Annotated in this window: 22 protein-coding genes; 14 read left to right on the forward strand and 8 right to left on the reverse strand. The window is 60.8% G+C overall.

The window, feature by feature from the left end; genetic code table 11:
- Positions 1-25: 25 nt before the first annotated feature.
- The 9 genes from JIN81_RS03345 to JIN81_RS03385 all read left to right on the forward strand — a co-directional run bounded on the left by JIN81_RS03345 (position 26) and on the right by JIN81_RS03385 (position 8,591).
- Complete coding sequence (locus JIN81_RS03345; RefSeq protein ID WP_200276333.1) at positions 26-658, forward strand: class I SAM-dependent methyltransferase; 633 nt, start codon at positions 26-28, stop codon at positions 656-658.
- A 60-nt stretch (positions 659-718) separates the two neighbouring features.
- The gene (cysQ, locus tag JIN81_RS03350) at positions 719-1,492 is read left to right on the forward strand and encodes a 3'(2'),5'-bisphosphate nucleotidase CysQ (RefSeq protein WP_425498577.1); all 774 of its coding nucleotides are present in this window, start codon (positions 719-721) and stop codon (positions 1,490-1,492) included.
- Positions 1,493-1,516: 24 nt separating this feature from the next.
- Positions 1,517-2,320 (forward strand): cytochrome c biogenesis protein CcsA, encoded by an 804-nt coding sequence (gene ccsA / locus JIN81_RS03355; RefSeq protein ID WP_200276345.1) that lies wholly within the window; start codon positions 1,517-1,519, stop codon positions 2,318-2,320.
- On the forward strand, positions 2,320-3,312 hold the full coding sequence (gene hemA / locus JIN81_RS03360; protein WP_200276347.1) for a glutamyl-tRNA reductase: 993 nt from the start codon (positions 2,320-2,322) through the stop codon (positions 3,310-3,312). The genes ccsA and hemA overlap by 1 nt, the downstream gene beginning before the upstream one ends.
- On the forward strand, positions 3,309-4,238 hold the full coding sequence (gene hemC, locus JIN81_RS03365; RefSeq protein ID WP_200276349.1) for a hydroxymethylbilane synthase: 930 nt from the start codon (positions 3,309-3,311) through the stop codon (positions 4,236-4,238). Before hemA ends, hemC begins: the two co-directional genes overlap by 4 nt.
- Entirely contained in the window at positions 4,235-5,749 is a 1,515-nt protein-coding gene (gene cobA / locus JIN81_RS03370) for a uroporphyrinogen-III C-methyltransferase (RefSeq protein ID WP_200276351.1), read from the forward strand. Before hemC ends, cobA begins: the two co-directional genes overlap by 4 nt.
- A 39-nt stretch (positions 5,750-5,788) precedes the next feature.
- On the forward strand, positions 5,789-6,472 hold the full coding sequence (gene tsaA, locus JIN81_RS19400; protein ID WP_325100836.1) for a tRNA (N6-threonylcarbamoyladenosine(37)-N6)-methyltransferase TrmO: 684 nt from the start codon (positions 5,789-5,791) through the stop codon (positions 6,470-6,472).
- A gap of 76 nt (positions 6,473-6,548) precedes the next feature.
- On the forward strand, positions 6,549-8,123 hold the full coding sequence (locus JIN81_RS03380) for an ankyrin repeat domain-containing protein (protein ID WP_200276353.1): 1,575 nt from the start codon (positions 6,549-6,551) through the stop codon (positions 8,121-8,123).
- 9 nt (positions 8,124-8,132) lie between these two features.
- A complete protein-coding gene (locus tag JIN81_RS03385; RefSeq protein WP_200276355.1) occupies positions 8,133-8,591 on the forward strand; it encodes an acetolactate synthase in 459 nt (152 codons plus the stop codon).
- Between the two features lie 21 nt (positions 8,592-8,612).
- On the opposite strand, the gene JIN81_RS03390 is transcribed toward JIN81_RS03385, so the two are convergent.
- The 7 genes from JIN81_RS03390 to JIN81_RS03420 form a co-directional block, all read right to left on the reverse strand.
- The gene (locus JIN81_RS03390; RefSeq protein WP_200276357.1) at positions 8,613-10,031 is read right to left on the reverse strand and encodes a PDZ domain-containing protein; all 1,419 of its coding nucleotides are present in this window, start codon (positions 10,029-10,031) and stop codon (positions 8,613-8,615) included.
- Positions 10,032-10,172: 141 nt separating this feature from the next.
- Positions 10,173-11,636 (reverse strand): S1C family serine protease, encoded by a 1,464-nt coding sequence (locus tag JIN81_RS03395; RefSeq protein WP_200276359.1) that lies wholly within the window; start codon positions 11,634-11,636, stop codon positions 10,173-10,175.
- A 15-nt stretch (positions 11,637-11,651) separates the two neighbouring features.
- Positions 11,652-12,767 carry a redox-regulated ATPase YchF gene (gene ychF, locus JIN81_RS03400; RefSeq protein WP_200276361.1) on the reverse strand — a complete coding sequence of 372 codons (1,116 nt, stop codon included), beginning with the start codon at positions 12,765-12,767 and terminating at the stop codon, positions 11,652-11,654.
- Between the two features lie 102 nt (positions 12,768-12,869).
- Positions 12,870-13,481, reverse strand: a complete 612-nt coding sequence (locus tag JIN81_RS03405) for a PEP-CTERM sorting domain-containing protein (protein ID WP_200276363.1) — start codon at positions 13,479-13,481, stop codon at positions 12,870-12,872.
- Between the two features lie 57 nt (positions 13,482-13,538).
- A complete protein-coding gene (locus JIN81_RS03410) occupies positions 13,539-13,931 on the reverse strand; it encodes a hypothetical protein (protein WP_200276365.1) in 393 nt (130 codons plus the stop codon).
- Between the two features lie 109 nt (positions 13,932-14,040).
- A complete protein-coding gene (locus JIN81_RS03415) occupies positions 14,041-14,691 on the reverse strand; it encodes a phosphodiester glycosidase family protein (RefSeq protein ID WP_325100837.1) in 651 nt (216 codons plus the stop codon).
- 279 nt (positions 14,692-14,970) lie between these two features.
- Positions 14,971-15,882, reverse strand: coding sequence for an ArsR/SmtB family transcription factor (locus JIN81_RS03420; RefSeq protein WP_234044431.1), 912 nt, complete (start codon positions 15,880-15,882; stop codon positions 14,971-14,973).
- Between the two features lie 66 nt (positions 15,883-15,948).
- On the opposite strand from JIN81_RS03420, the gene metK reads away from it, so the two are divergent.
- The gene (gene metK / locus JIN81_RS03425; RefSeq protein ID WP_200276371.1) at positions 15,949-17,160 is read left to right on the forward strand and encodes a methionine adenosyltransferase; all 1,212 of its coding nucleotides are present in this window, start codon (positions 15,949-15,951) and stop codon (positions 17,158-17,160) included.
- Positions 17,161-17,191: 31 nt separating this feature from the next.
- A complete protein-coding gene (gene ahcY, locus JIN81_RS03430; protein ID WP_200276373.1) occupies positions 17,192-18,613 on the forward strand; it encodes an adenosylhomocysteinase in 1,422 nt (473 codons plus the stop codon).
- Positions 18,614-18,755: 142 nt separating this feature from the next.
- Here the strand turns inward: ahcY and JIN81_RS03435 are convergent, their stop codons facing one another.
- Entirely contained in the window at positions 18,756-19,400 is a 645-nt protein-coding gene (locus tag JIN81_RS03435; protein WP_200276375.1) for a phosphoribosylanthranilate isomerase, read from the reverse strand.
- Positions 19,401-19,458: 58 nt separating this feature from the next.
- Here JIN81_RS03435 and uvrA point away from each other — a divergent pair, with 58 nt between their 5' ends.
- The 3 genes from uvrA (at position 19,459) to JIN81_RS03450 (ending at position 23,573) form a co-directional block, all read left to right on the forward strand.
- Positions 19,459-22,290, forward strand: a complete 2,832-nt coding sequence (uvrA, locus tag JIN81_RS03440) for an excinuclease ABC subunit UvrA (protein ID WP_325100838.1) — start codon at positions 19,459-19,461, stop codon at positions 22,288-22,290.
- A gap of 64 nt (positions 22,291-22,354) precedes the next feature.
- Entirely contained in the window at positions 22,355-22,927 is a 573-nt protein-coding gene (locus JIN81_RS03445; RefSeq protein ID WP_200276926.1) for an RNA polymerase sigma factor, read from the forward strand.
- Between the two features lie 7 nt (positions 22,928-22,934).
- Positions 22,935-23,573 carry a hypothetical protein gene (locus JIN81_RS03450; protein ID WP_200276379.1) on the forward strand — a complete coding sequence of 213 codons (639 nt, stop codon included), beginning with the start codon at positions 22,935-22,937 and terminating at the stop codon, positions 23,571-23,573.
- Positions 23,574-23,627 lie beyond the last annotated feature (54 nt).

Raw genomic sequence — 23,627 nt, forward strand, 5'->3', positions numbered from 1 at the left:
CGCAGCGTGGAATGGACTGAGTTTCATGCTGCTCGAAGAAATCCCGCTCAAAGTCCAGGAGGATGAACTGCCTGACGAGGTCCACGATTTACTGGATGAATCGGAGAAGCGGGCGGACGCGTTTTATGAGGCTGGACTGGGACCGCGCTTCTACCGCTACGTCCCAAGTGATCCGGTGGTGGTCTATCGGTCGATGGTCTTCCTGATCGAGTCGAAGCAACTTCGTGGGAAGAAATTCTGCGAGCTGGGATGCGGGTTCGGGATCGCGTCGGGTCTGGCGTGCCTGCTCGGCATGGATGCGACCGGGATCGAGTGGGAGGAAGAGCTGGCGAATCGGGCGACGCAACTGATGCACGATCTCGGGCTGGATGTGGAGATCCTCAACGACAGCTACCTTCCCGAGGGTTTCGAATCGTGTGAGGGCATGGGCGGGAAGGATCTGGTCGTGCCCGGCACGGGCCGAGGGCAAGGGGCGATGGCGCCGATGTATGATGGACTCGACCCGGCGGAGGTGGACCTGTTCTTCGTGTATCCGTGGCCGGATGAGGAAGAGTTCATGCGCAGTTTGTTTCGCGAGATCGGTTCGGAGGGATCGGTTTTGCTGATGTATCAGGGTGAGGGTGAGATTTCCGCCTACCTCTGGGATGAGGAAGACTGAACCGGGTGGGAGTTGACACCGGAGCGCGCTGAGCGGCAGGTTTCGATCATGTCGCTGCCGATTGAGCCCGCCGTCGTTCTCGAGATCCTGGATGAAGCCTCGCGAGAGATCCTCGAAGTTTATGAACGCGACGACTTCGGTGTAGAGCACAAGGCGGATGATTCGCCGCTGACGGAAGCGGATCGGCGCGCCAATGAAGTGATCGTGGCGCGGTTGACCGAGCGTTATCCGGACATCCCGGTGCTGTCCGAGGAGTCCAAGGAGGTGCCATACGCGGATCGTTCGTGCTGGGAGAGGTTCTGGTTGGTCGACCCCGTCGATGGGACGAAGGAGTTCATCAAGCGCAATGGTGAGTTCACGGTGAATATCGCGCTCGTCGAGAATGGGGTGCCGGTCTTCGGTGGTGTGGCTCGTCCGACCGAAGGGGTGATCTTCTTCGGTGGGCCGGAACTGGGAGCATTCCTGCGTGAGAAGGACGGCAAGGTGGTGACGCTGGATCAATCCGCTCGTCCGCATTTCCGGGAGCTGGACAGGATTACAGTGGTGGCGAGCCGTTCGCATTTGACCCAGGAAGTCACCGATTTCGTCGAAGACCTGCGCGGGAAGGGCAAGGAGGTCGAATTCCTCTCGGCGGGCAGCTCGCTGAAGCTGTGTCTGGTGGCGGAAGGGAAGGCGGATGTGTATCCACGCTTCGGTCCGACGATGGAATGGGACACGGGAGCGGCCCACGCCGTGGTGCTCGGTGCCGGCCGTCAGGTGAATATCGCCGAAACGGGTGAACCGCTCGTCTACAACAAGGAAAACCTGCTGAATCCTTGGTTTATCGTCGAGTAAGCCTCGTGGGCACAATGCCCAGACTTGCGCGAAGTCTCTAAGGAGGGCATGGGAGGGGGCGTGGACCGTTGGTTTCTCATTCTGGCTGCTCTATTTACGGCGTTCGGCGGCGTGATGGGGATGCTCACGCTCAAGCATGGGCGGCGGAGTCGCTGGACCCTCGCTTGGATGGCTCTGGGATTTGTGTGCCTGAGCGGCTTTTTGTGGGTGCGCGGAGAGGCACGAGGAGCCTGTCCTTTGGTAGGTAGTGGTGAGATTCTGGCGTTTCTCGCCTGGTCCTTGACCCTTTTCTATCTCGTGATCGGGCCCACTTATCGGCTTTCCTTATTGGGTGTGTTCTCCGCCCCATTGGTTACGGCCTTCCTGGTAGGTGCGCTTGCTCCGGGGATGTGGGTGAATGACCCGCAGCGCGTCGAGGGGACGAACGGTTGGCAGGAAACCCACTCCGCGATGTCGGTTCTCGGATATGGTGGGTTGGCCCTTGCGGCGGTGGCGGCGGTGATGTTTCTGGTGCTCGACAAGCAGCTGAAGGACCACCATCTGACCAGTGGACTGTTCAGGAACCTGCCGCCGATTCGGGAACTGCTGATTTCCATTCGTAGATTGCTGTGGGCGGGATGGCTGGTGATGTCCGTCGGGATCGTCGCCGGCTTCCGGATGCCTCATGGGCAGGACGTGCATCTCCACCTGCTGGCGGCGCTGGGTGTGTGGCTCGGCTACGCCCTGCTGATAGGTGTGGCGCAGTTTCGGGGGCTTGCAGGCCGGCACCTCTCGATCGGTGCCGTGGGACTCTTCATTGTTTCACTCTCCGTCTTTGTGTTCATCTAATGGAACTCGTTTGTCTGGGACTGAATCATCGAAGCGCTCCGGTGGAAGTGCGCGAGCAGTTCGCGGTCCTGTCGAGCCAGCTTGGTGAGCGTGCTTCGAAACTACGGGAATTGCCGGGGATCGAGGAGACGGTGGTGGTTTCAACCTGCAACCGGACCGAGTTCTATCTGGCGGGGGAATGTGGTGACGAAGCGGTCCGGAGCATCCGCTCGGTGATCGGAGAAGTGGCCAGCGAGCATTGGTATGAGAAGCGGCGGCTCGAGGCGGCGAGGCACCTGTGTGAGGTTGCCAGCGGGCTGGATTCGATGGTGCTCGGAGAGACGGAAATTTTCGGACAGATCAAGGAGGCCTACCGTCTGGCACACGCGGCGGGCGCGACTTCGGGTGTCCTGAATCGCTTGTTTCAGCGTGCGTTCGGTGTCGGTAAGAAGATCCGCACCGAGACCTCGATCCAGGAGGGAGCGACTTCCGTGGCCGGGTCGGCGGTCGAACTTGCGGAGAAGATCTTCGGCAAGCTCAAGGGCTGCCGGGTGATCGTCATCGGTGCGGGTGAGATGAGCCGGCAGACGGCACAGGCGCTGGTGTCGCGAGGAGCATCGAGCGTGTTCGTCACGAACCGCTCGTTTGATCGCGCGGAGGAACTCGCCGAGGAAATGGGTGGACGGGCCGTTCATTTCGATGAGTGGCAGGGTGTGTTGGCTGGGGTCGATGTGGTGATTTCATCGACCAGTGCTCCCCATCCGGTGGTGATGCCGTTCCATGTGGAAGCAGTGCGACGTGTCAGGAAATACCGTCCCTTGTTCCTCATCGACATTGCGGTGCCGCGTGACATTGATCCAGCGGTCGGCGAGATCGAGGAGGTCTATCTCTACGATATCGACACCTTGGAGCAACTGGCGGCGGAGGCCCGCAGCCGTCGCGAACGACAGATTGAAGAGTGCAAGCGGCTCATCGAGGAGGAACTTGCGAAGCTGAACCTACCAGGGACATGAACGCTCCAACCATCAAGATCGGAACACGGGGAAGTGCGCTCGCACTCTATCAGGCGGGCGCGACGGAGGATGCGCTGAGGGTGGCACATCCCGGGATCGAGCTTGTGAGGGAGGTCATCAGGACGACGGGTGACCGCCGGACCGACGTGGCCCTGAGTCAGGTGGCAAAAGTTGAGGGAGTGCTCGACAAGGGGGTGTTCACCAAGGAGTTGGAGACGGCCTTGTCCGACGGTGTGATCGATATCGCCGTCCATTCCCTCAAGGATGTGCCCACCGTGCTGGCGCCGGAGTTCGAGATTGCCGGGACGCTGGAGCGGGCGCCTGTCCGTGATGTCCTGATCACACGGGCCGAGGGCGGGTTGGATGCCCTTCCTGAAGGGGCGACCGTGGGAACCAGCAGCGTGAGGAGGGCGAAGCAGCTTCAATGGCTCCGTCCGGACCTGAAGGTGGTTGATCTCCGGGGGAATGTTCCCACCCGGCTCAAGAAGGTCGCTCGGGGTGACTGCGATGCGATCATGCTGGCCGAAGCCGGTCTCGTGAGACTGGGGCATTCGATGGATGAACCTGCCGAAGTTCGCGGTGGGAAGGTCTATTTTTCGCCTCTGGAGGTGACCGAGTTCTTCCCGGCGGCGGGTCAGGGAGCAATTGGTTTCGAGATCCGCAAGGACGATGAAGAAGCCCGCGCGATGGTTGAATCCATCCTGCATGCCGGGACATTCCTCCAGGCCCGTGCGGAGAGGGAGTTCCTGCGTTTGCTCGATGGTGGTTGCCACACGCCGGTGGGTGTCTTCAGCATTTTGGATGGCGATCGTCTGACGATGGAGGCGCGGGTTTTCCCCGATGAAGGTGGGGAACCGAGGACCGCGAAGGCGGTGGGGGAGGAGCCTCTGGAGGTGGCAAGGAATCTATTTGAATCACTGGTATGAAAGCTGAAGGAATCTGTTATTTGGTGGGGGCGGGTCCGGGTGACCTAGGGTTGATGACGCTGCGCGCCAAGCAGTGTGTGGAAGAGGCTGACGTCCTGATTTACGATGCTCTTAGTAGTGCTCGGATCCTGGAGTGGGCCAAGCCGGAGGCAGAGAAGGTTTTCGTCGGCAAGCGGGCGAAGAATCATGCAATGCCTCAGGACGAAATCAATGCGCTGATTGTCGAGCGCACCCAGGATGGCAAGAAGGTGGTGAGGTTGAAGGGTGGGGATCCGCTGATCTTTGGTCGAGGAGGAGAAGAAGCGCGTGAGCTCGCTGAGGCCGGCGTGAGATTCGAGATCGTACCGGGCATCAGCTCGTCGATTGCCGGGCCGGCCTATGCCGGGATCCCGGTGACGCACCGCGACCACTGCTCGCAACTGACCATTTTCACCGGGCACGAGGACCCTACGAAGGGGGAGAGCTCGATTGACTACGGGAAGATCGCGGCGGCTCCCGGGACGAAGGTGTTCCTGATGGGTGTGGCGCGCCTGCGCTCGATCGCCGAATCGCTGATCGCCGAAGGGGCATCCGATGAGACTCCGATCGCCTTGGTTCGGTGGGCGACGACGGGTCGGCAGAAGACGATTGAAGGCACTTTGGGAACGATTGCCGACATTGCGGAAAAGGCTGATTTCAAGAGCCCTGCGGTTGCGGTCATCGGGGATGTGGTCCGCGAGCGGGCCCACATCAACTGGTTTGAGGAGCGTCCCTTGTTCGGCAAGCGGGTGGTGGTGACGCGCACGCGGGCTCAGGCGGGGGCTCTCAGTCGGGCCTTGGGCGATCAGGGGGCGGATGTGATCGAGTTGCCGACCATCCGCGTCGAGGCTCCTGACGATCGGGATGCCTTTGCCGAGGGGGTGGCACACGCCCACGAGTATGATTGGCTGGTCTTCTCCAGTCCGAATGGCGTGGAGCGGTTCTTCGATGCCTTCTTCTCGATCTACGAGGATGCTCGTAGCTTGGGAAATCCGAAGATCGCCGTGATTGGCCAGGGAACGGCCGCGAAGTTGAAGGAATACCGTTTTGCGGTGGACCTGTTGCCCAAGGAGTTCGTGGCCGAGGGGCTGGTGGAGGCGTTCAAGGAACACTCGATCGAGAACCTGACGGTGCTCTGGGTGCGTGCTCAGGATGCGCGCGATGTCATTTTCAAGGGGCTCATCGAGCAGGGGGCGATTGTGGACGAATGCCCGGCCTACAAGACGGTCGCCGAGACCAGTGATCCGACCGGCGCGGCGGCGCAGTTGGAATCCGACGGTGCGGACCTGATCACGTTCACCTCAGCTTCGACGGTGGAGAATTTCTTCAAGCTGGGGCTCGAGTGGCCCGACGGCTGTGCTGCTGGGAGCATCGGTCCGGTGACCAGCAAGGCGCTGCGTGCCCATGGGGTGGAACCGGCATTCGAAGCGGATCCGCACGACATTCCGGGATTGGTGGATGCCACGGTCGGGTGGGCCAAGGCGACCTCCTGATTTCTTGGCACTGGGCTCCGTCTTGGTCAGGCTTCCGGTGTGCAGATAGAACCCATCGGTCGCCTGCGGACCTGCTTCGGCGAAAAGTTCGCAGTGCCACGGCAGCCCGGCTTGTGCCCGTCGGCCTGGGGCCGGCTAGAATTTCTCGACGGCTATCAGGATCCGGATCTGGTGCGAGGACTGGAGGGGTTCTCGCACGTTTGGTTGATCTTTCAGTTCCATCTGACGGTCGACCGCGGATGGTCACCGACCGTGAGACCGCCCCGGCTTGGTGGGAATCAGAAGGTCGGGGTGCTGGGGAGTCGCTCGACTTTCCGGCCGAACGGGCTCGGGTTGTCCCTGGTCAAGTTGGAGCGGGTGGAGTGGGTGGCTGGCGAGACCGTGCTGCACCTCGGCGGTGTGGATCTGGTCGACGGCACTCCGGTTTTCGATGTGAAGCCGTATCTGCCCTATGCGGAGGCCCCGGACGGCGCGTTCGGCGGGTATGCGGACAAGGCGCCCAACCGGTTGCAAGTGGAGGGCTTGGAGCATTTGAAAGGTATGGGAGAGCGGGAGCGGCAGGTGGTTGAGGAGGTGCTCAGTCTCGATCCTCGTCCGGCAGGAGGGCGTGCTGAGCCTGGGAGGATTCATGGGGCGCTGCTCTGTGGACGGAATGTGCGCTTCCAGATCGACAACGGGGTCTGTCGGATCGTTGCTGTGGAGCCCGTGGACCTTCAGGATTGAATGTTTAACCTTTGTGTAGTATCGGGACGGCGTGAATGCACTGTTTTTGGCCGGACTGGGAGTATGCTTGGTGCTGGTGTCTTGTAAAAAGGACCCTGGTACAGGAAGCCGCGAAGCCGTCGAGGAGGCAGGGTATGAGATGACGCCTGAGGCATTGTTCCGGGCGGCGGAAAGTGACGACACCAAAGCTCTTGAGGCGATGCTTGCGGGAGGAATGACCTTGGAGACGAAGAGTGCTACCGGGCAGACGGCGCTGCATGCCGCAGCGGGCGCGGGTGCGATCAAGTCGATCGCGTTTCTATTGGACAAGGGGATGCCGGTGGATGTGGCGGATCTCGGAGGACGGACGCCGCTGATGGAAGCGGTGCTTCGATCCGATGGGGCGACGGTGCGGCATCTGCTGGCCCAGGGGGCGGACCCGCGGGCCAAGGATGTGGAAATGTATAAACCACTGATGCTCGCGGTCCGCGAGGGGCGGGCGAACATGGTGTCGGAACTTGCTCCCTACGTTCGCGAGGATCTTGATGATGCCTTGTTGGTTGCCTCCATCCTCGGGGAAGCGGAGGTCATCGATGAGCTGACGAATTATGGTGCGAGTGTTTATGCCCGTCTTGATGATGGCCGAACGCCGCTGATGCTGGCCGCCCAGAATGGCAAGGATGATGCCGCCGATATGCTGCTTGCGATCGGAGCCAATCGCTTCGGGATGGATTCCCAAGGCCGGACTGCTTCGGATCTGGCGCGGGAAGCGGGGCATGTGGAGCTTGCAGATCGCCTCGCAGATGAACCGATCGCGGGGGATTTCGAGTTGAGCGAACCTGCCGAGTTGGGTGCGGAGATGGTTCAGGAAATGGTTGAGCATCAATCGGAAGCGGTCGCTGCTCTGGGCGACGACGCAACGACCGGGCCAGCAACGGATTCCGGACTGGCGGCAACGGATGTGGGTGCTGGCGTGACGGGAACGCAAGGCGATGCGCCTGGAGGTGCACCCTCGTCGGGTGAAGCTGGGGGAGCTTTGGGCACCTTGCCCTCGGATCCTTCCCGGGGACCGCTCGAAGCGCTGGAAGGGGCGGTGGTCGGCGTGAAGGAGCCATCCGAGACTTCAGGCGGGGCGGTTACCCAGCCCTCACCTCTTGGGAGCCAGAGTGGCGGGAATCCCGACGGAACGACGAAGGCGGAGGTGCCGATCGTGATGCGTTCCTATCGCGAGAAGGAGCTTCCGCTACGGGTTGACTCGACGGCGGCTGATGCGGCAGAAGTTCGCGTGGCGGGAGGTGATCCTGTGACGGTCGAGCAGGGGTCGACGATTCCCGGGTCGAGCCTTCAGATCGTCCACATCACGCGGCGCATGCAGAGCGGAAAAAATGATGGTGGTGAACCGGTGGAAGTATCGGTGGTTGCCGTAAAGGACTCCAAGACCGGGGTGGAGCGGGACCTGGTCGTTGGATTACCTGCCTTGGCTCACGACCCGGTGGCCTTGGTCGAGGATGCCTCGAGCGGCAAGTACTACGTTGCTCGGACCGGGCAGCAATTCCGTTCGGCTTCGGGAGAGGACTATCTGGTGGGCGATGTCCGGCCGAATCAGATTGTTGTTGAGAATCTACAGACCGGCGAAACCACCACGCTTCCCCTTCGTGGTCCACGCGGATGAACCGAAATCATGATTGAACCTGAAACCCTCGAACCCGGAGAGCCGGTCACGCAGTTCTCAGTGCTCCTGCAGAACCGGGCAGGTGCTTTGGCCGCCCTGGCGAAGCTATTGCGCAACAACGCAATCGAAGTGGTCGGGATCAGTGTGCAGGATTCACGTGACGCGACAATTGCCCGACTCGTGGTGACAGACCCGGATCTCGCTCAACAGATTTTTGTGGAGAAGGGGATTCCCTTCACGACCTCTTCACTGGTTGTGGTGGCGATGAAAGAGGCGGGTCCAGGGCTTCTTCAGGTGTTGGACACCCTCATGGTCGCGGAGACCAACATCGATTTCGCCTACTCGCTGATGCCTTCGCCGAAGGGTCAGGCCCAGTTGGCAATGCATGTCGAGGACTACGATTTCGCGATCTCGGTGATGAACCAAGCGGGCTTCAAGCTGGTGTTCCAAGGCGATCTCAGTCGCTGAACGGAGCGGACAGGATCCCGGTCAATGGTCGGCCCGGTGGAGGCGGCTGATGCCGCGCTGCATGAGCTCACCATCGACAGCGGTGGACGTCACCTCATCGAGATAGATCAGGATTTCCTCATCCCTGAAGCGGATCGAGTGCAGGCCGTCTGCAGGTGGGTTGTCGAAAGCCGCAACCAATGAACTCATGCTGCGGATGGGAGTGCCATTGACCTCGGACACGATCATGTTCCGCAGCGATTCGTAACCCACCGTTGCCGGGGTCGCGATCACACCGGAAAGGAACACGATGCGGTCGTAGTCTTCCTCGTAGGCCGTTGGGTTCTCCCAGGCATCAAGAAGGTTCAACGGTGCCCGGCTACGCCATTCCTCTCCGAATGCCTCGAGCAGGGGCTGGGAGAGTTCCTGAAAAAGCAGCCCTCCCTTGATGAGGTAATTCGGTGGGGTCCCAAACGCGTAAGAGGGGACCAACTGGTCGCTGATCTCCAAGCGTTCAAGGGGCACTTCGACGGTCAGAGGTTCACCCTCGCGAAGAACTTCCAAGGTGGCGGATTCTCCGATGGCTTTCGAACCTCGGACAAGGTGGCTCCAGAAGAGTCGACCGTAAATCTCGTGATCGAAGTATCCCAGTCGATCGATTGGCAAAGCATCGATCGCGGTGATGACATCGCCGGTCTTGATGCCCGCCTTGTCGGCCGAACCATCCTTGCGGACCTTCGAGATGTAGATACCGCCGACTTCATCAGGGAGCTTGAGGTAGGCGCGGAAGTTGGAGTCCTCGGTGGAGGCCGTGCTGATCCCCAAGGAAGGGAATCCCTCATACTCTCCATCCGACGCGTCCTTGAGAAACTGCTGCAGAATCTCCGTTGAGCTCACGTCGCTGAGTTGGTCCTTGGAGTTGTAACTGGTCAGCAAACCGGCAAGGGCGCCATCGAAGAGCACGGGAAGGGTGAAACTGCTCGCGGCACTCTGCATCGACGCCTTGACCTCATAGGTCAGGAAGAAGTGGGCCGGCAGGAAGTTCGAGACGACATCGACGCTCTGGATCGGGCCGCGGGTCGTGATCGAGTTGCCATTGTCTTCGACCTGAAGGATTTCGAGGGTATCGCCGGGGCCGGGCACCTCTGCGATCTTCAGGGGCTCCAGCTCCTGGAAAAAGTCATCGGCCTCCTGTTCATTGACTTTGAGCAAGGCGAGGTTGGCTTCGTAATCGACGGCTATGACCGTCGCGTTCGCCCGTTTCAGTCCGTCGGTGGTCTCGAGTTCGATGAATGTGGCATCGGCCACCATCTCAGCGGTGGTGATGACGCGAGGACCGTCGACAATGGCGCCAAGCGAACGCCGTTTGCGCGGCGCCTGCTTCTCCCAAGGTTGGCCGGGGTTCCAGCGCTGACGGGTTGCTGTGATCCGGACCACCGACTGGGTGGGATCGCTGGACACGACTTCCGAAAGGGTGTCAGAGGTTCCCTCTGTCTGGGGGGCGATTGGGGCCGCGGGAGCTTCTGTCCGGGGTTTGCACTGGAGCAAAAGGAGGCAGGGCAGGAAAAATAGAAGGCGAAACATGGACGAGGTGGCTGGGGGTTATTCCTCGAGGTTGGAAAGTTGCTCGATGGCGTAGGTGCGTTGTACCCGCTCGTTCGCTGCAGCCACATCGGCTCCGGGAATGATGATGGGTCGACGGGCGCCTAGTAGTTCGATGACGTGAAACTCAGGAGGGGTCTCGGGGTTGAGCAACTCCGCTGCTTGTTTGATGTCGTGGATCTTCACCCCGTTGATCTTGTCGACCGCCTTCCCGGTGAAACCACTCAGCTGGCTGTTGATCGGATCACTCTCGATGCGCGTGAGCACCAGGATGTCCTTCCGCTCCTTGAAGATTCCTTTCGGAAGGTAATCCTGATAGAGCCGCCGGACGTGCAGGTCCGAGAAGTTGGCGGTCGCGAACAGGTTGGTATCGAGGGGCTGGAAAACAAGGCCCGCAAACACGATGTAGCGGGGCTTCTTCTCGTACTGAATCGCATACATGCGGTTCTGGGGGAGCGGCTTCAGCTCCACCTCCCGGTCGTGCCAGGTCCCGCCGGAACGGTAGCGGAGCTCCACGGTGTCTCCGGCAAATTTGCGTTCGACGATCTCGTTCAGATCGACCTTTGATCCATCGATCAGGATCTGCCCCGCGCTGTCGATCGGGTTTCCGTCGATGCTGACGAGAATATCCCGGGGTTTCAGGATGCCGTCGCAGGAACCATTCGAGATGACGTTGCTGACAAGCACTCCATTGCCATCGTCAGGCATCTTCAGGGCCTCACGCATGGCTGCGTTGTAGAGTGGAAAGGTGGCCACAGCGAGGTCGACGTAGTGGTCGTAACGCCCGTCTTCAACGTCCTTGAGGAAGCGTCGGATGACGGGTGTGGGGATGATGTATCCGGTGTTGTCGGCATCGCGTCGGCCTTGGAATGCCACGCCGATCGCCTTGCCATCCTGAAGCACCGGCCCGCCGGAATTGCCGGGGTTGATCGCGGCATCGATCTGGATGACCAGATGCTGATCGGCCCGTGAGTGCGAGTAGCTGGAAAAATCGATCCGGGAGACCACGCCACGGGTGACCGACAGGCGTTGGCCTCCGATGGGGTAACCGATGACCCGGACCTGACTCTCGAGTTCAGGGACTCCTCCGATCTCGAATACGGGGAAGCCCTTGAAGTCGCTGAAGTCTTCGACCGAGAGTAGGGCAAGGTCGCAGTCGTGGGCGATGAAGTCGACCTTCGCTGGGTACTTGATCGGGCTGCCGTGCACCGTGATGAGCAGACGCCTTGCGTTCGAGACGACGTGCGCGTTGGTCAGGATCTTGTTTTCGCCGATGAGGAAACCGGTTCCGATCCCACCGCTGAAGCGACCGCTGTTCCATGGGGTCGCGTAGTCGGGGATCTGCACGGCAGCCTCGATCCGGACCACGGAGCGATAGACGTCGGACGGAAGCCGGTCGGCAGCAAGGGAGACCGATGTGCAGATGAGAATCAGACCCAGAAAGGCCAGGTGAAAAAGGCGCATGGCGATTGGGTGGGGTCAGACGTTGAACCTGAATTCGATGACATCGCCATCCTTGACGACATACTCCTTGCCTTCGATGCGGAGCTTGCCGACATCGCGAGCAGCGGCCTTGGAGCCTGCGGCGACAAGGTCGTCGTAGTGAACGACTTCGGCGGCGATGAAGCCCCGTTCGAAGTCGGTGTGAATGACACCAGCGGCTGCGGGAGCCTTGTCGCCCTCGGTGATCGTCCATGCCCGCGTTTCCTGCACGCCGGTGGTGAGATAAGTGCGGAGGCCGAGCAGGTGATAGACACCGCGGATGAGAGTGGACACACCCGAGTCCGTGACTCCCATGTCAGCGAGGAACTCGCTGGCTTCCTCGGGATCGAGGTCGATGAGTTCTTCCTCGATGTTCGCGGAGATGACCACGGTTTCCGCTCCGTGGGCCTCGGCGGCGTAGGCCTGGACCTTCGCGACGAGTGGGTGACTGCCGGGGTCCTTCTGGGTTTCGCCCAGTTCACTTTCGTTGACGTTGCAGGCGAAAATCGTGCGCTTGGAGGACAACAGGAAGAATTCGCGCAGAAGGATCCGCTCGTCGTCGGTCAGGTCCATCGTCAGGGCCGGCTTGCCGGCATCGAGGTGAGGCATCAACTTGTCGATGAGTTCGACTTCCGCCTTGGACTCCTTGTCCCCGCTCTTGGCCTTCTTGGAACGCGAGCTGCGCCGTTTGTCGAGTGCGGCGATGTCGGCGAGGATCAGCTCGGAGTTGATGATTTCGATGTCGCGAATCGGATCCACCGATCCCAGTTCGTGGATGATGTCATCGTTTTCGAAGCATCGGACGACCTGGACGATGGCGTCGGTCTCGCGGATGTTGGCGAGGAACTTGTTTCCAAGGCCGGCACCTTCCGACGCCCCTTCGACGAGTCCGGCGATATCGACGAACTCGATGGCGGTCGGGATCAGCTTCTTCGAGCCGGACATCTTCGACAGTACGGCGAGCCGATCGTCCGGCACCGTGACCACTCCGACGTTCGGGTCGATGGTGCAGAATGGGTAGTTTGCCGCTTCCGCATTCCGTGTCCGGGTGACGGCGTTAAAGAGCGTCGATTTCCCGACATTTGGTAGTCCAACAATTCCAGCCTTGAGCATGCGCGGCAGGCTTAGGGGAGGGGCGGCTTCCGTGCAAATGAAAAGCCCGCCGGGAAGGCGGGCTTGAAGAGATTCTCGGACCGGGGCTCATCCACCTGTCGATCAAGGGCGCCGACGCCGGAGTATTCCCAGAATTCCGAATGCCCCCAAGAGAGCAACGGAAGGTTCAGGAACGACAGAGAAGGTGGCGTTGTAGTTTGAGCCGCCGTTGGTGTTGAAGATGGTGGTGTCAGAATTCACTCCATCGGTGGTGACGGTGCTCCAAACGGAAAGCGTGTAGCTGCCAGCTCCGAGGCCATCCAGGATGTTGCTGGTGAGGTTACCTGCGTTGGCGGCACCCCAAACCTGATTGCCGTCACCGAGGTCGCTTTGGAAGCCGTATCCCAGCGTGGAAAAAGTGGAGCCTCCATCCAAACTCCAGAACAGGGTGTGGCCAATGACGTCAGTTGAGTTGTCCTTGTCGGATTTCTGCTCGCCGGTCAGATAGAGCTCGTCTCCGACTGTGAAACTTCCCAAGTCAGCACCCTGAAATTCACTCGCTCCGAAGAGTCCGCTACTATCGCTGTCGATCTCGTAGAATACAGTGGTCGGATCAGTGAACGAGAAGGATGAGTTCTCAGTGACCCAGATGAGTTCGTCATACACGAAGGCAGCTCCGTGAAGCATGGGAGCCGAAGAGGCGAACAGGGCTATCGCAAGGTGGCGCTTTTTCATGGGATTTCGATGGGAAATGGCCTGTTTCCGGGGTGGGTTTAGGGTTTTATCGAAAAATTATTCGAGGGGCGGCAAAAGGCCCGCTTCGGCATTCATCGGGTCGTCCGGGAGGGCGGGTTCTTCAAAATCGACTGCACCTCCGAAGATCCACCACCCACGGCGTCGGCGTTGTTCCGCTTGGTAGGCGATGGCTTGGTCGTGGCCGCTGGGCAGTTCCTTGAGGTCCTGTTCCCGTGCCTCCACGACCGGGAGGCCGGGTTTGAAGGGTGAGGTGGTGACTTCCGCAACCTTGCCAAAGCCTTCACCGACGGAGTTTCCAACCTTGCTGAAACCTTGGCCGACTTTCGAGACACTGGTAAGGGTGCCGGTTTTGATGGTGTCCATCGTGCCGCACGAGCAGAGCGCGAGGGCGCTCACCGTCATCAAGATGGTGGAGAAATTCTGAGTCATGGCTGGGAGGGAACCGGGTTGAGATTTAGGTGATTTGGTTGGCTCAGTCAATCCGCCATTCGCGCGAATCATTTGCTGATTCCTGATGGTCCGAGGGGATGAATGACTGTCAGAGCCGTTTGATGGCGAGGAAGTTGCGCACGGGCTTGTTCCAAATGGGGCGGGTATGAGTGCCGCCGCCTGAAACCTGATCAGAGACCCAGAGTTCCGATGATCTCCCGCCGTCGAGATTCAGGGCGGTTCGGACCCGAATTGCGCCAATGGATGCGCCTTCCAGGGCAGAGGCGAGTTGGCTGAGGGAGCACGGCCCGGTGCGAACCACCATCCAGCCGCTCCCGCCATCGGTGGCGATGAAGGTGCGGGCTGAAGACGATTGGTCGCTCAAACCACCGACGGCACGGCCCCGCTCAACGAGGAAGGGGCCGCTCTGGACCGCTTCCTTGGCCCCCTTGAAGGCGGAGCGCCTGAGAAGTTCGGGGTTTCCGCTGGATGATAAGGCGTAGAATCCGCTACCGAGCGAGCTGGCCCGGTTGATGCGGCCTCGTCGGTCTCCTTCGGCAATCACGAGACCGAGCGGGTCTCCTTCCGGTGTGAAGAAGCCGGCATTCACGGCGGCGATGGCACCCGTCGATGCGGCGGCAGCCCGTGCATTCGGCCAAGTGGTGCCGGGGCCTTGTTTCTGGTCGAGCACCACGGCCTGGCAGCGGCGCGAGTCGTAGATCAACGCTTCGATGGCGATCCCTTGAAGCTTGGTGCGCACAAGGCGAGTTGGGTGGACCTTCCCGCTGGGGGGATTCTGGCGGAGGGGTTCGCTTTCCTCCGGGTTCACCGTATCGGCTTGCGCTGGAATCGCTCGGACGGACTGACTGTCGACTTCGACGGATGCTGCGGGAGGAGAAGAAGAGGCGCACGCGCCGAGGAAGAGGGCCAGAAGGGGGCAGGCAATGAGAGTCAGCGAACGCACGGCGGCGACGTTCCGGCGGGTGGGCCCGGTTGGCAAGCGGTCAGTCGTGGTGTCTCAAGATTTCGAGCTGGGACTTCACGCCGGCCTCTGCGCCACGGCGAGGAGCGTTTGAAAGTGGGGAGGTTCGTCTTCCCGGTCGACCACGGCGGTCTCGATGCCTTGGAAGCCCGCGGTCTCCAGCATGGAAGCCAGTTCACCTTCGCCAAACCCGAGCCAGGTGTCGGCGTAGAGTTCGCGAGCTTCTTCGAACTGGTGCTGAAGCAGGTCGAGAACGATGATCCTGCCTCCGGGCTTGAGTCCGTCGAATGCAGCTCGCAGCGCCTTCTGGGGGCTGGCGGCATGATGCAGGGCCTGGCTCAGCACCGCAAGGTCCAGCGATTCGGCTTCAAGGGGGGGGGTCTCAAGATCGCCCAAACGATACTCGAGATTGTCCAAGCCATGTTGCTTGGCCAGTTGGGCGCCGAATTCGACCATCTTCGGGGACAGATCGACTGCGATCACGTGGTCTGCCCTTTGCGCAAGGAGCTGGGATAGCGTTCCTTCGCCGGCACCGAGATCCGCGACCGTGCCACCCGCCATCACCTTGAGCAGTGCTTCTGCGAGGCCTTTCCACGACCTCCCGGGCACGTAGTCCTTGCCGAATCGGCCTGCGAGATCGTCGAAATACCCGCGTGTCAGGTCCCGTCGCTTGCGCATCAGATGGCGGAGGGCGGTGGCGTCCTTGTGGATTTCCGGGATTTCCTCGCTGGCCCGTTCGACGAGGGTCGAGATCTCGCCGCTCATGGAAGAGCGGTAGATGTTGTTCTTTCCGCTCCGCTCGTCGGTCACGAGTCCGCCGGACTTGAGTTGTGAGAGCTGGGTGGAGATCCGGCTCTGCCCCATTCCCAGCAATTCCTGGAGATCGGCGACGCTGAGGGCTTCCTCCGCCAGCAAACGGAGAATGCGCAGTCGGGTGGGATCCGCGAGGAGCTTCAGGGATTTAAGCATTGACGCCATGCAAGGAGGGGATACATCAACGCATCGCGATTTGACGATACGAAAAACGAAACATCTATGAGTTCCTACATTTTTTCTTCGGAATCGGTTGGCGAAGGCCACCCGGACAAGGTTTGTGACACCATCTCGGATGCGATCCTGGATGCCTGCCTCAAGGTTGATCCCAAGTCGCGTGTCGCTTGCGAGACTTTCGTGAAGTCCAATCAGGTGATCGTCGGTGGTGAAATCACCATTCCCAAGCTTCAGGACAAGAAGACCGGAGTCAGCAAGCCGCTGGATGAGGCGATCAACATTGGCGCGGTGGTTCGCGAGGCGATCCGTGGCATTGGCTACATCAACGACGACGACGTTTTCCACGCAGACAAGGTGTTCATCACCAATCTTCTTACCGCCCAGTCCGCCGACATCGCCCAAGGCGTGGATGCGAAGAAGGCAGCAGGCAAGAAGACCGAGGAGCAAGGAGCAGGTGACCAGGGCATCATGTTCGGTTTCGCCTGTGACGAAACTCCCGAGCTCATGCCGGCTCCGATCATGTATGCTCACCGCCTCGGCCGTGAGTTGACGCGGATCCGCAAGGCTGGCCGCACGAAGTGGCTCCGTCCGGATGCCAAGACCCAGGTTTCGGTGGAATACATCGACGGTCAACCGACCCGCATCGTCAACGTGGTGATCTCGACGCAACACGCCGAAGGGACCAAGCACGCCGAGATCGAGAAGTTCTGTATCGAGAAGGTGATCAAGAAGGTGCTTCCCAAGTCGATGCTCACCAAGGACACCGAGTTCCTGATCAATCCGACCGGCAACTTCGTCATCGGTGGTCCTCAAGGTGACTCGGGCCTCACCGGCCGCAAGATCATCGTCGATACCTACGGGGGTGTGGGCCGTCACGGTGGTGGCGCGTTCTCGGGCAAGGACCCGTCCAAGGTCGACCGCTCCGCCGCCTACATGGGCCGTTGGGTCGCCAAGAACATCGTCGCTGCCGGCCTCGCCCGTCAGGTCGAGATCCAGTTCGCCTATGCGATCGGTCACCCGCTGCCCGTCAGTGTCCACGTTTACACGGCAGGCACGGGCGTGATCAGCGACGAGAAGATCCTCGGCGCCGTGCTGAAGGTCTTCAGCTTCAAGCCTGCGGACATCGTGAAGCAGCTCAAGCTGCTCCGTCCGATCTACTCTGATTCCACGAACTACGGCCACTTTGGCAAGGAGGATTGCGATCTTCCGTGGGAGCAAACCAACAAGGTGGCGGCTCTCAAGCGCGCGGCCAAGTAATCAAACAAACAACACCAAAACAGAATTTACGATGAGTACCGTAGCTACAGAAGACTACAAGGTCCGCGACATCGGCCTGGCCGATTTCGGACGCAAGGAGATTGAGATTGCCGAGCACGAGATGCCCGGACTGATGGCGACCCGGGCCAAGTATGGACCGGACAAGCCGCTCGACGGTGTCCGAATCATGGGCTCCCTCCACATGACCATTCAGACCGCCGTCCTGATCGAGACCCTCGTGGATCTCGGCGCGGAAGTGCGCTGGGTGTCCTGCAACATTTTCTCCACTCAGGATCATGCGGCCGCGGCCATCGCCAAGGCGGGTGTTCCTGTCTTCGCCTGGAAGGGTGAGACTCTCGAGGAATACTGGTGGTGCACGTGGAAGGCGCTGGTGAATCCCGATGGTCTCGGTCCCGAGCTGATCGTGGACGACGGCGGTGACGCCACGCTGCTGATCCACAAGGGCTACGAAATGGAGAACGGTTCCACCTGGGTCGATGAGCCTGCCGGAAGTCAGGAAGAGCAGGTCATCAAAGATCTTCTCAAGAAGATCGGCGCCGAGCAGCCCGGCATCTTCGCCAAGATCGTGAAGGACTGGAAGGGTGTGTCCGAGGAGACCACCACTGGTGTGCACCGCCTCTATCAGATGGCCAAGGCCGGCACGCTGCTGGTTCCTGCCATCAATGTGAATGACTCGGTCACCAAGTCGAAGTTCGACAACCTCTACGGTTGTCGCGAATCATTGGTCGACGGCATCAAGCGCGCCACCGACGTGATGATCTCGGGCAAGGTGGCCGTGGTTTGTGGCTACGGTGACGTGGGCAAGGGCTGCGCCCAGGCGCTGCGTGGACAAGGTGCCCAAGTCGTGGTCACTGAAGTCGATCCGATCTGTGCGCTTCAGGCCGCGATGGAAGGTTTCCGCGTGTTGACTGTGGAGGACACACTGGGTTGGGGTGACATCTATGTGACCACCACCGGCAACTTCGACATCATCCGTCTCGAGCACATGGAGAAGATGAAGGATCAGGCGATCGTCTGTAACATCGGTCACTTCGACAACGAGATCCAGATCGAGAAACTTGATCAGGCTGCCGGTGTCACCAAGACGAACATCAAGCCGCAGGTCGACAAGTACACGTTCGCGAGCGGCAGCAGCATCTACATGCTTGCAGAAGGTCGTCTGGTGAACCTGGGCTGTGCCACCGGCCACCCGAGCTTCGTGATGTCCAACAGCTTCACCAACCAGACGCTTGCGCAGATCGACTTGTGGAAGAACAAGGACAGCTACAAGCCGGGTGAAGTGAAAGTGCTTGCCAAGCACCTCGACGAGGAAGTTGCCCGTCTCCACCTTGAGAAGATCGGCGCCAAGCTGACGACGTTGACGAAGGAGCAGGCGGACTACATCGACGTCAGCGTCGAAGGTCCGTTCAAGCCCGAGCACTACCGCTACTGATCCGGACTCCGGGAGACGATACGTTCTCTTCGATGATCTGCTGATTTACGGAAGCCCCGCCGGGATTCCGGCGGGGCTTTTTCGTCGGGTTCGAGAATTTTGCGGAGCAATGTGGCGAGAGCCTCGGGTCAACGGCCGAGGATCACGTGGCGGCCAGCAGGGCGGCCACCTTGTTGAAGTCCTTCACACCTGGAGATGACTCGGATCCGGAGGCGGTGTCGAGGGCGGCGGGTCGCACGGTCCTCGAGGCCTCCGCGGCATTCTCAGGGGTGATGCCGCCGGCGAGGATGACGGGCTTCTCCGGGTGGATGGCGACAAAGCTGGCGGCCGCATTCCAGTCAATTGTCTCGCCGGTGCCACCATAGACGCCGGGGGCATGGGCATCGAGGAGGATGGCGTCTGCCGGGCACTCAGCGGCTTCCTCGAGGTCGGAGGCGTGGGCGATGCCGAGCGCGCGAATCACGGGGATCCCATGGGCCTGGAGTTCGAGGATGTCGTCGTCGGGTTCGTCCCCGTGGAGTTGGGCGACATCGATGAGCCCTGCGTCAAAGAGTTGCTTCGGCTGGTCCGTCCCGGCATTCACGAACACGCCGACGCGAAGGATGCGTCCCTGAAGTGACTTGAGGAAGTCGGCGCGGGCCGGGTCGAGGTAGCGCTTGGATTTTGGCCAGAAATTTGCGCCCAAGGCAGGAACTCCGAGGCGGGCGAGTTCCTCCGCATCCGCGGCGGTGGTGATGCCGCAGACCTTGATTGAGCGTGTGGAGGGGTCGAGGAATGAATCGAGCACGCCGAATGTTCGAACTTTATCCTTCAAACATCAACTGCGGGATGGGGATGCTGCATGGGTGATTCGGATTCGTGGAGCGCGGCAGCATAACTTGAGAAATCTCGACGTGGACATTCCACGGGGGAAACTCGTGGTGGTCACGGGGCCGAGTGGGAGCGGGAAGTCGTCGTTGGCGTTCCACACCTTGTTCGCCGAGGGCCAGCGGAGGTTCGTCGAGTCACTGTCGGTGTATGCCCGCCAGTTCCTCGATCAGCTCGAGAAGCCGGAGGTGGACGCGATTGAGAATCTCAGTCCGGCCATCGCCATCGAGCAGCGGAACGGCGGGCTCAACCCGCGATCGACCGTCGCGACCGTCACCGAGCTCTACGACTACCTGCGGGTGCTCTGGGCGGCGGCGGGCGTGCCGCACGATCCTGAGACGGGTGAGCGGCTGGAGAAGATGAGTGCGGAGGACATGGTCGATGCCCTCTCATCTGAAGCGACGGGGACGAAAGTGGTGTTGCTCGCGCCGGTGCCGGATGAGGATTCGGTGGATGGAGAGCGGTTGCTGGCGGATCTCCGGCGTCAGGGTTTCGTGCGGATTCGGCTGAATGGCGAAGCGCTCGATCTGGAGGAAGCGGCCGAGGCGTGGCCGGAGGGGAAGCGGAAGGTGGAGGTGGTGATCGACCGGATGGTCGTGCGCGACGGGGTGGCATCGCGGCTGGCGGATTCAGTGGAAACGGCGTTGCGGATCTGCGGAAGTGAAGCACGGGTGCTGTTGCAGGCACCGGATGCGGACGGTTGGGAGGAGCGTTCGTTTCAGACGAGCTACCGGAACCCCCGGACGGGGTATGTGGTCGGTGAACTCAGTCCGCGGCATTTCTCGTTCAACTCGCATCTCGGCGCGTGTCCGGCTTGCGAAGGACTGGGCACCGAGCGTTTTTGTGATCCCCAATTGCTCTTGGGAGATCCTGAGTTGCCCCTCGTCAAGGGTGCCGTGCGCGGGTGGTGGAAGCCCGGAGCGATGCGTGGCAAGAAGCTGGTGAACGAGGTGGAGGCCATCCTGCGGATGCATGGCTTGGCGGACGATTGTCGCTTTTCCGAACTGAGCGATGAAGCCCGCGAGTTGCTCCTGTTCGGGGGTGACCTGGATACCGGCTGGCGGATCGGGGCGGAGAAGAAGAAGCAGGTGAAGAAGTTTCCCGGTCTCTGTGTCGAGGCCGAGAAGCAATGGCGGGAAGCCCGGTCGGAGGCAGTGAAGCGTCGGGCGAGTCGTGTAATGGGGGAGCGCCCCTGCCATGTTTGTGCGGGGCAGCGACTGAAGAAAGAGATGCTGGCGGTGAGGCTGGCCGCGCGTGGTGGCTGGCTCGGGATTCAAGACTTTTGTGCCTTGGCGGTGGATGAAGCGCTCGATTGGCTGCAGGGGGTGGAATTACCTCCTGAAAGGCGGGACGTGTGTCAGCCTCTTGTGGATGAATTGGGCAAGAGGATCCGTTTCCTGCGGGATGTGGGGCTGGGCTACCTCGGATTGGGGAGGGCGAGTGGCACGCTTTCGGGGGGAGAGGCCCAGCGCATACGGCTTGCGACTCAGTTGGGCAGTGGTTTGACCGGAGTGCTCTATGTGCTGGATGAACCCAGCATCGGTCTCCACCCCGCCGATACCGATCGCTTGGTCGCCGTGCTGGAGCGGCTTCGCGATGCGGGAAACACAGTAGTGGTGGTGGAGCACGATGAGGCGATCATTCGGGCGGCCGACTGGTTGGTGGAGCTTGGTCCCGGAGCGGGCAAGCAGGGGGGATTGTTGCTCGCCAACGGCCCGCCGACAGAGGTGGGGGATGATTCGCCGACGGCGCTCTGGTTGAAGGAAAGCCGTGACCTGCCGGCCGAGCGCGGGGGGGCGTCGGACTGGTTCGCACGAGCACTCACGATCCGCGGGGCGAGGTCCCACAATCTGAGAGGTGTGGATGTCAGCATTCCGCTCGGCACCTTCACCTGCCTTACCGGACCGAGCGGCAGCGGCAAGTCGACCCTGGCCAACGGCATTCTGATGCGGGCTCTGCGACGAAGCCTGCTCGGCAGCATCGATCAACCCGGTGAGCATGATGCCATCGAAGGGATGGACCAGATCGACAAGGCGATCGTGGTCGATCAGTCGCCGATTGGCCGCAGTCCAAGGTCGAACCCGGCGACCTTCACGGGGGCCTTCGATTTGATCCGTGCCTTGTTCGCGAAGTTGCCGCTCTCCCGTCAGCGGGGCTACGGGGCGGGGCGCTTCAGTTTCAATACCCGCGGTGGACGCTGCGAGCGCTGCGAAGGGGCGGGCCGAATCCGGGTGGAAATGCACTTCCTGCCCGATGCGTGGGTCGAGTGCCAGGCGTGCCAAGGCAAGCGGTTCAACCGTGAGACTCTTGAAGTGGCCTTCAAGGGGATGAGCATCGCTGAGGTTCTGGAGATGTCGGTTTCCGAGGCCAGATCGCTCTTTGCGGCGGTGCCGAAGTTGTCGCGCCTGCTCGAGATCCTGGACGAGCTGGGCTTGGGGTATCTGGCGCTCGGCCAGCAGGCGAACACGCTGTCCGGGGGCGAGGCGCAGCGCCTCAAGCTTGCGGTGGAGTTGGCCAAGCCGGCGGCGACCCACACCTTTTACTTCTTCGATGAGCCGACGACGGGACTGCATTTTGGTGACGTCGAGCGACTTCTGCAGGCACTCTTCAAGCTACGTGATGCGGGTCATACCGTGCTGGTGGTGGAGCACCATCTGGATGTGATCGGAGCGGCGGACCACGTGGTGGACCTCGGTCCCGGCGGCGGGCGTGAGGGAGGGCAGGTCGTGGCCTGCGGCAGTCCTCGTGAAATCAGCCGGATTCCGGGCTCCGCGACGGGGCGGGCGTTAAAGGCGCATTTTGTTGTATAATGTGAAGACAAAGCGTCGAAATTGGAACGCTAGGCCGATGAAGGAAGAGGAAGATCAAAAAGTGATGGAAACCACCGCACCCAGTCTTTCGCCAGCAGGTCATGCCTGGCGGGAGTGGCTCGATGAAAACGGGCCACGCCTTCTGCTATTCGCCCGGCAGCAGACGCGATCCCAGGAAGACGCTCAGGACATCCTGCAGGATGCCCTCGTCAAGCTTGTGAAGAAGCTGGAGGACGGGAGCTTCTCAGGTGGGCAGGAGGCGTGGATGCCTTATCTTTACACCGCGCTGCGACGTCTGGCGATCGACGTGGGCCGACGGGATGACCGCCGCCGCCGCCGCGAGGATCTCGTCAGCGGCGACAGCGTGTTCCAGCGGGGCGAGGTCGAGCATCCATGGTTCGAGAGTGACTCGTCCGATGATGAAGTCCGATCCCAGATCGAAGCCGGCCTGAAAGAGCTGCCACCAAAATTTGCCGAAGTGATCGTCATGAAGATCTGGGGCGAGCAGACCTTTGCCCAAATCGGCGAATCCCTTGAAATTTCCCCAAATACCGCTGCTTCGCGTTACCGCTACGGACTAGAGGCACTGAAGAAGAAACTGGGTTCCGCCCGACGCAAGGGCGACCTTTCCATCTGACAATCGAATGAACGAAGAACTGAAAATGCTTGAGGCAGAGCTGAAGGGCCTGGCGCCAGCTGTGCTTGATCCCTCCTTGCTCGATCGTTTCGAGATGGCGATCCAAGGGGAACTCGAGCATCTGGAGCCCGACTTGCGGGTGACCGAGCAGATGCTGGGGAAACAGGCTCCCGCGAAACTCCCCGATGGCCTCGCCGGCGAACTTGTGGAGACAGTTCGGCGGACTCCATTCCCGGTGGATGGCAAACTCCTGATGTTCCCGGGGGAATCGAGTGCCAAGCCTGCGACCAAATCGAGCCGGTCATGGATGGCTGCCGCCGCCTGCGTGGCACTTGCCGGTGCCTTGAGTGCGTTCTTCATCAGCCCGAAGGATGACGGGCCCACGATGGTCTCTCAGCCGAACAAGCCTTCGTCGACGGTGGTCAATCAAGCGGCGGATCGGGGTGCTTTTGTTCCTGCTTCGTTCAATTCCGGGGTGCGTGACACGAGTGATCTCGGCGTGGTCTGGCCGGAACGTTCCCGCCCGATGCGTGTTGTGAAGGTGGTCTATCGGGATCAGGTGAAGTTGCTCAACCAACAGGGCGAGGAAGTGGTTGTGGAGGTTCCAAGAGTGGAATTCCTCGTGGTGCCCGAGAAAATCGACTGATTCTTTTTTTAGACGGACGCATGTTGCTACTACGCTCATCGTAGTGAAAACCGG

Source organism: Haloferula rosea, assembly GCF_016595525.1.
GTDB classification, from domain to species: Bacteria; Verrucomicrobiota; Verrucomicrobiia; order Verrucomicrobiales; family Akkermansiaceae; genus Haloferula; species Haloferula rosea.

Excerpts from the sequence above, each read along its gene's own strand:
- ahcY (WP_200276373.1), top strand. The coding sequence starts at position 17,192 with ATGAGTACCGTAGCTACAGAAGACTACAAGGTCCGCGACATCGGCCTG.
- JIN81_RS03395 (WP_200276359.1), bottom strand. The coding sequence starts at position 11,636 with ATGCGCCTTTTTCACCTGGCCTTTCTGGGTCTGATTCTCATCTGCACA.
- JIN81_RS03405 (WP_200276363.1), bottom strand. The coding sequence starts at position 13,481 with ATGAAAAAGCGCCACCTTGCGATAGCCCTGTTCGCCTCTTCGGCTCCC.
- JIN81_RS03345 (WP_200276333.1), top strand. The coding sequence starts at position 26 with ATGCTGCTCGAAGAAATCCCGCTCAAAGTCCAGGAGGATGAACTGCCT.
- metK (WP_200276371.1), top strand. The coding sequence starts at position 15,949 with ATGAGTTCCTACATTTTTTCTTCGGAATCGGTTGGCGAAGGCCACCCG.
- hemC (WP_200276349.1), top strand. The coding sequence starts at position 3,309 with ATGAACGCTCCAACCATCAAGATCGGAACACGGGGAAGTGCGCTCGCA.
- JIN81_RS03410 (WP_200276365.1), bottom strand. The coding sequence starts at position 13,931 with ATGACTCAGAATTTCTCCACCATCTTGATGACGGTGAGCGCCCTCGCG.
- ychF (WP_200276361.1), bottom strand. The coding sequence starts at position 12,767 with ATGCTCAAGGCTGGAATTGTTGGACTACCAAATGTCGGGAAATCGACG.
- hemA (WP_200276347.1), top strand. The coding sequence starts at position 2,320 with ATGGAACTCGTTTGTCTGGGACTGAATCATCGAAGCGCTCCGGTGGAA.
- JIN81_RS03420 (WP_234044431.1), bottom strand. The coding sequence starts at position 15,882 with ATGCTTAAATCCCTGAAGCTCCTCGCGGATCCCACCCGACTGCGCATT.
- JIN81_RS03385 (WP_200276355.1), top strand. The coding sequence starts at position 8,133 with ATGATTGAACCTGAAACCCTCGAACCCGGAGAGCCGGTCACGCAGTTC.
- JIN81_RS03445 (WP_200276926.1), top strand. The coding sequence starts at position 22,355 with ATGGAAACCACCGCACCCAGTCTTTCGCCAGCAGGTCATGCCTGGCGG.
- cobA (WP_200276351.1), top strand. The coding sequence starts at position 4,235 with ATGAAAGCTGAAGGAATCTGTTATTTGGTGGGGGCGGGTCCGGGTGAC.
- JIN81_RS03450 (WP_200276379.1), top strand. The coding sequence starts at position 22,935 with ATGAACGAAGAACTGAAAATGCTTGAGGCAGAGCTGAAGGGCCTGGCG.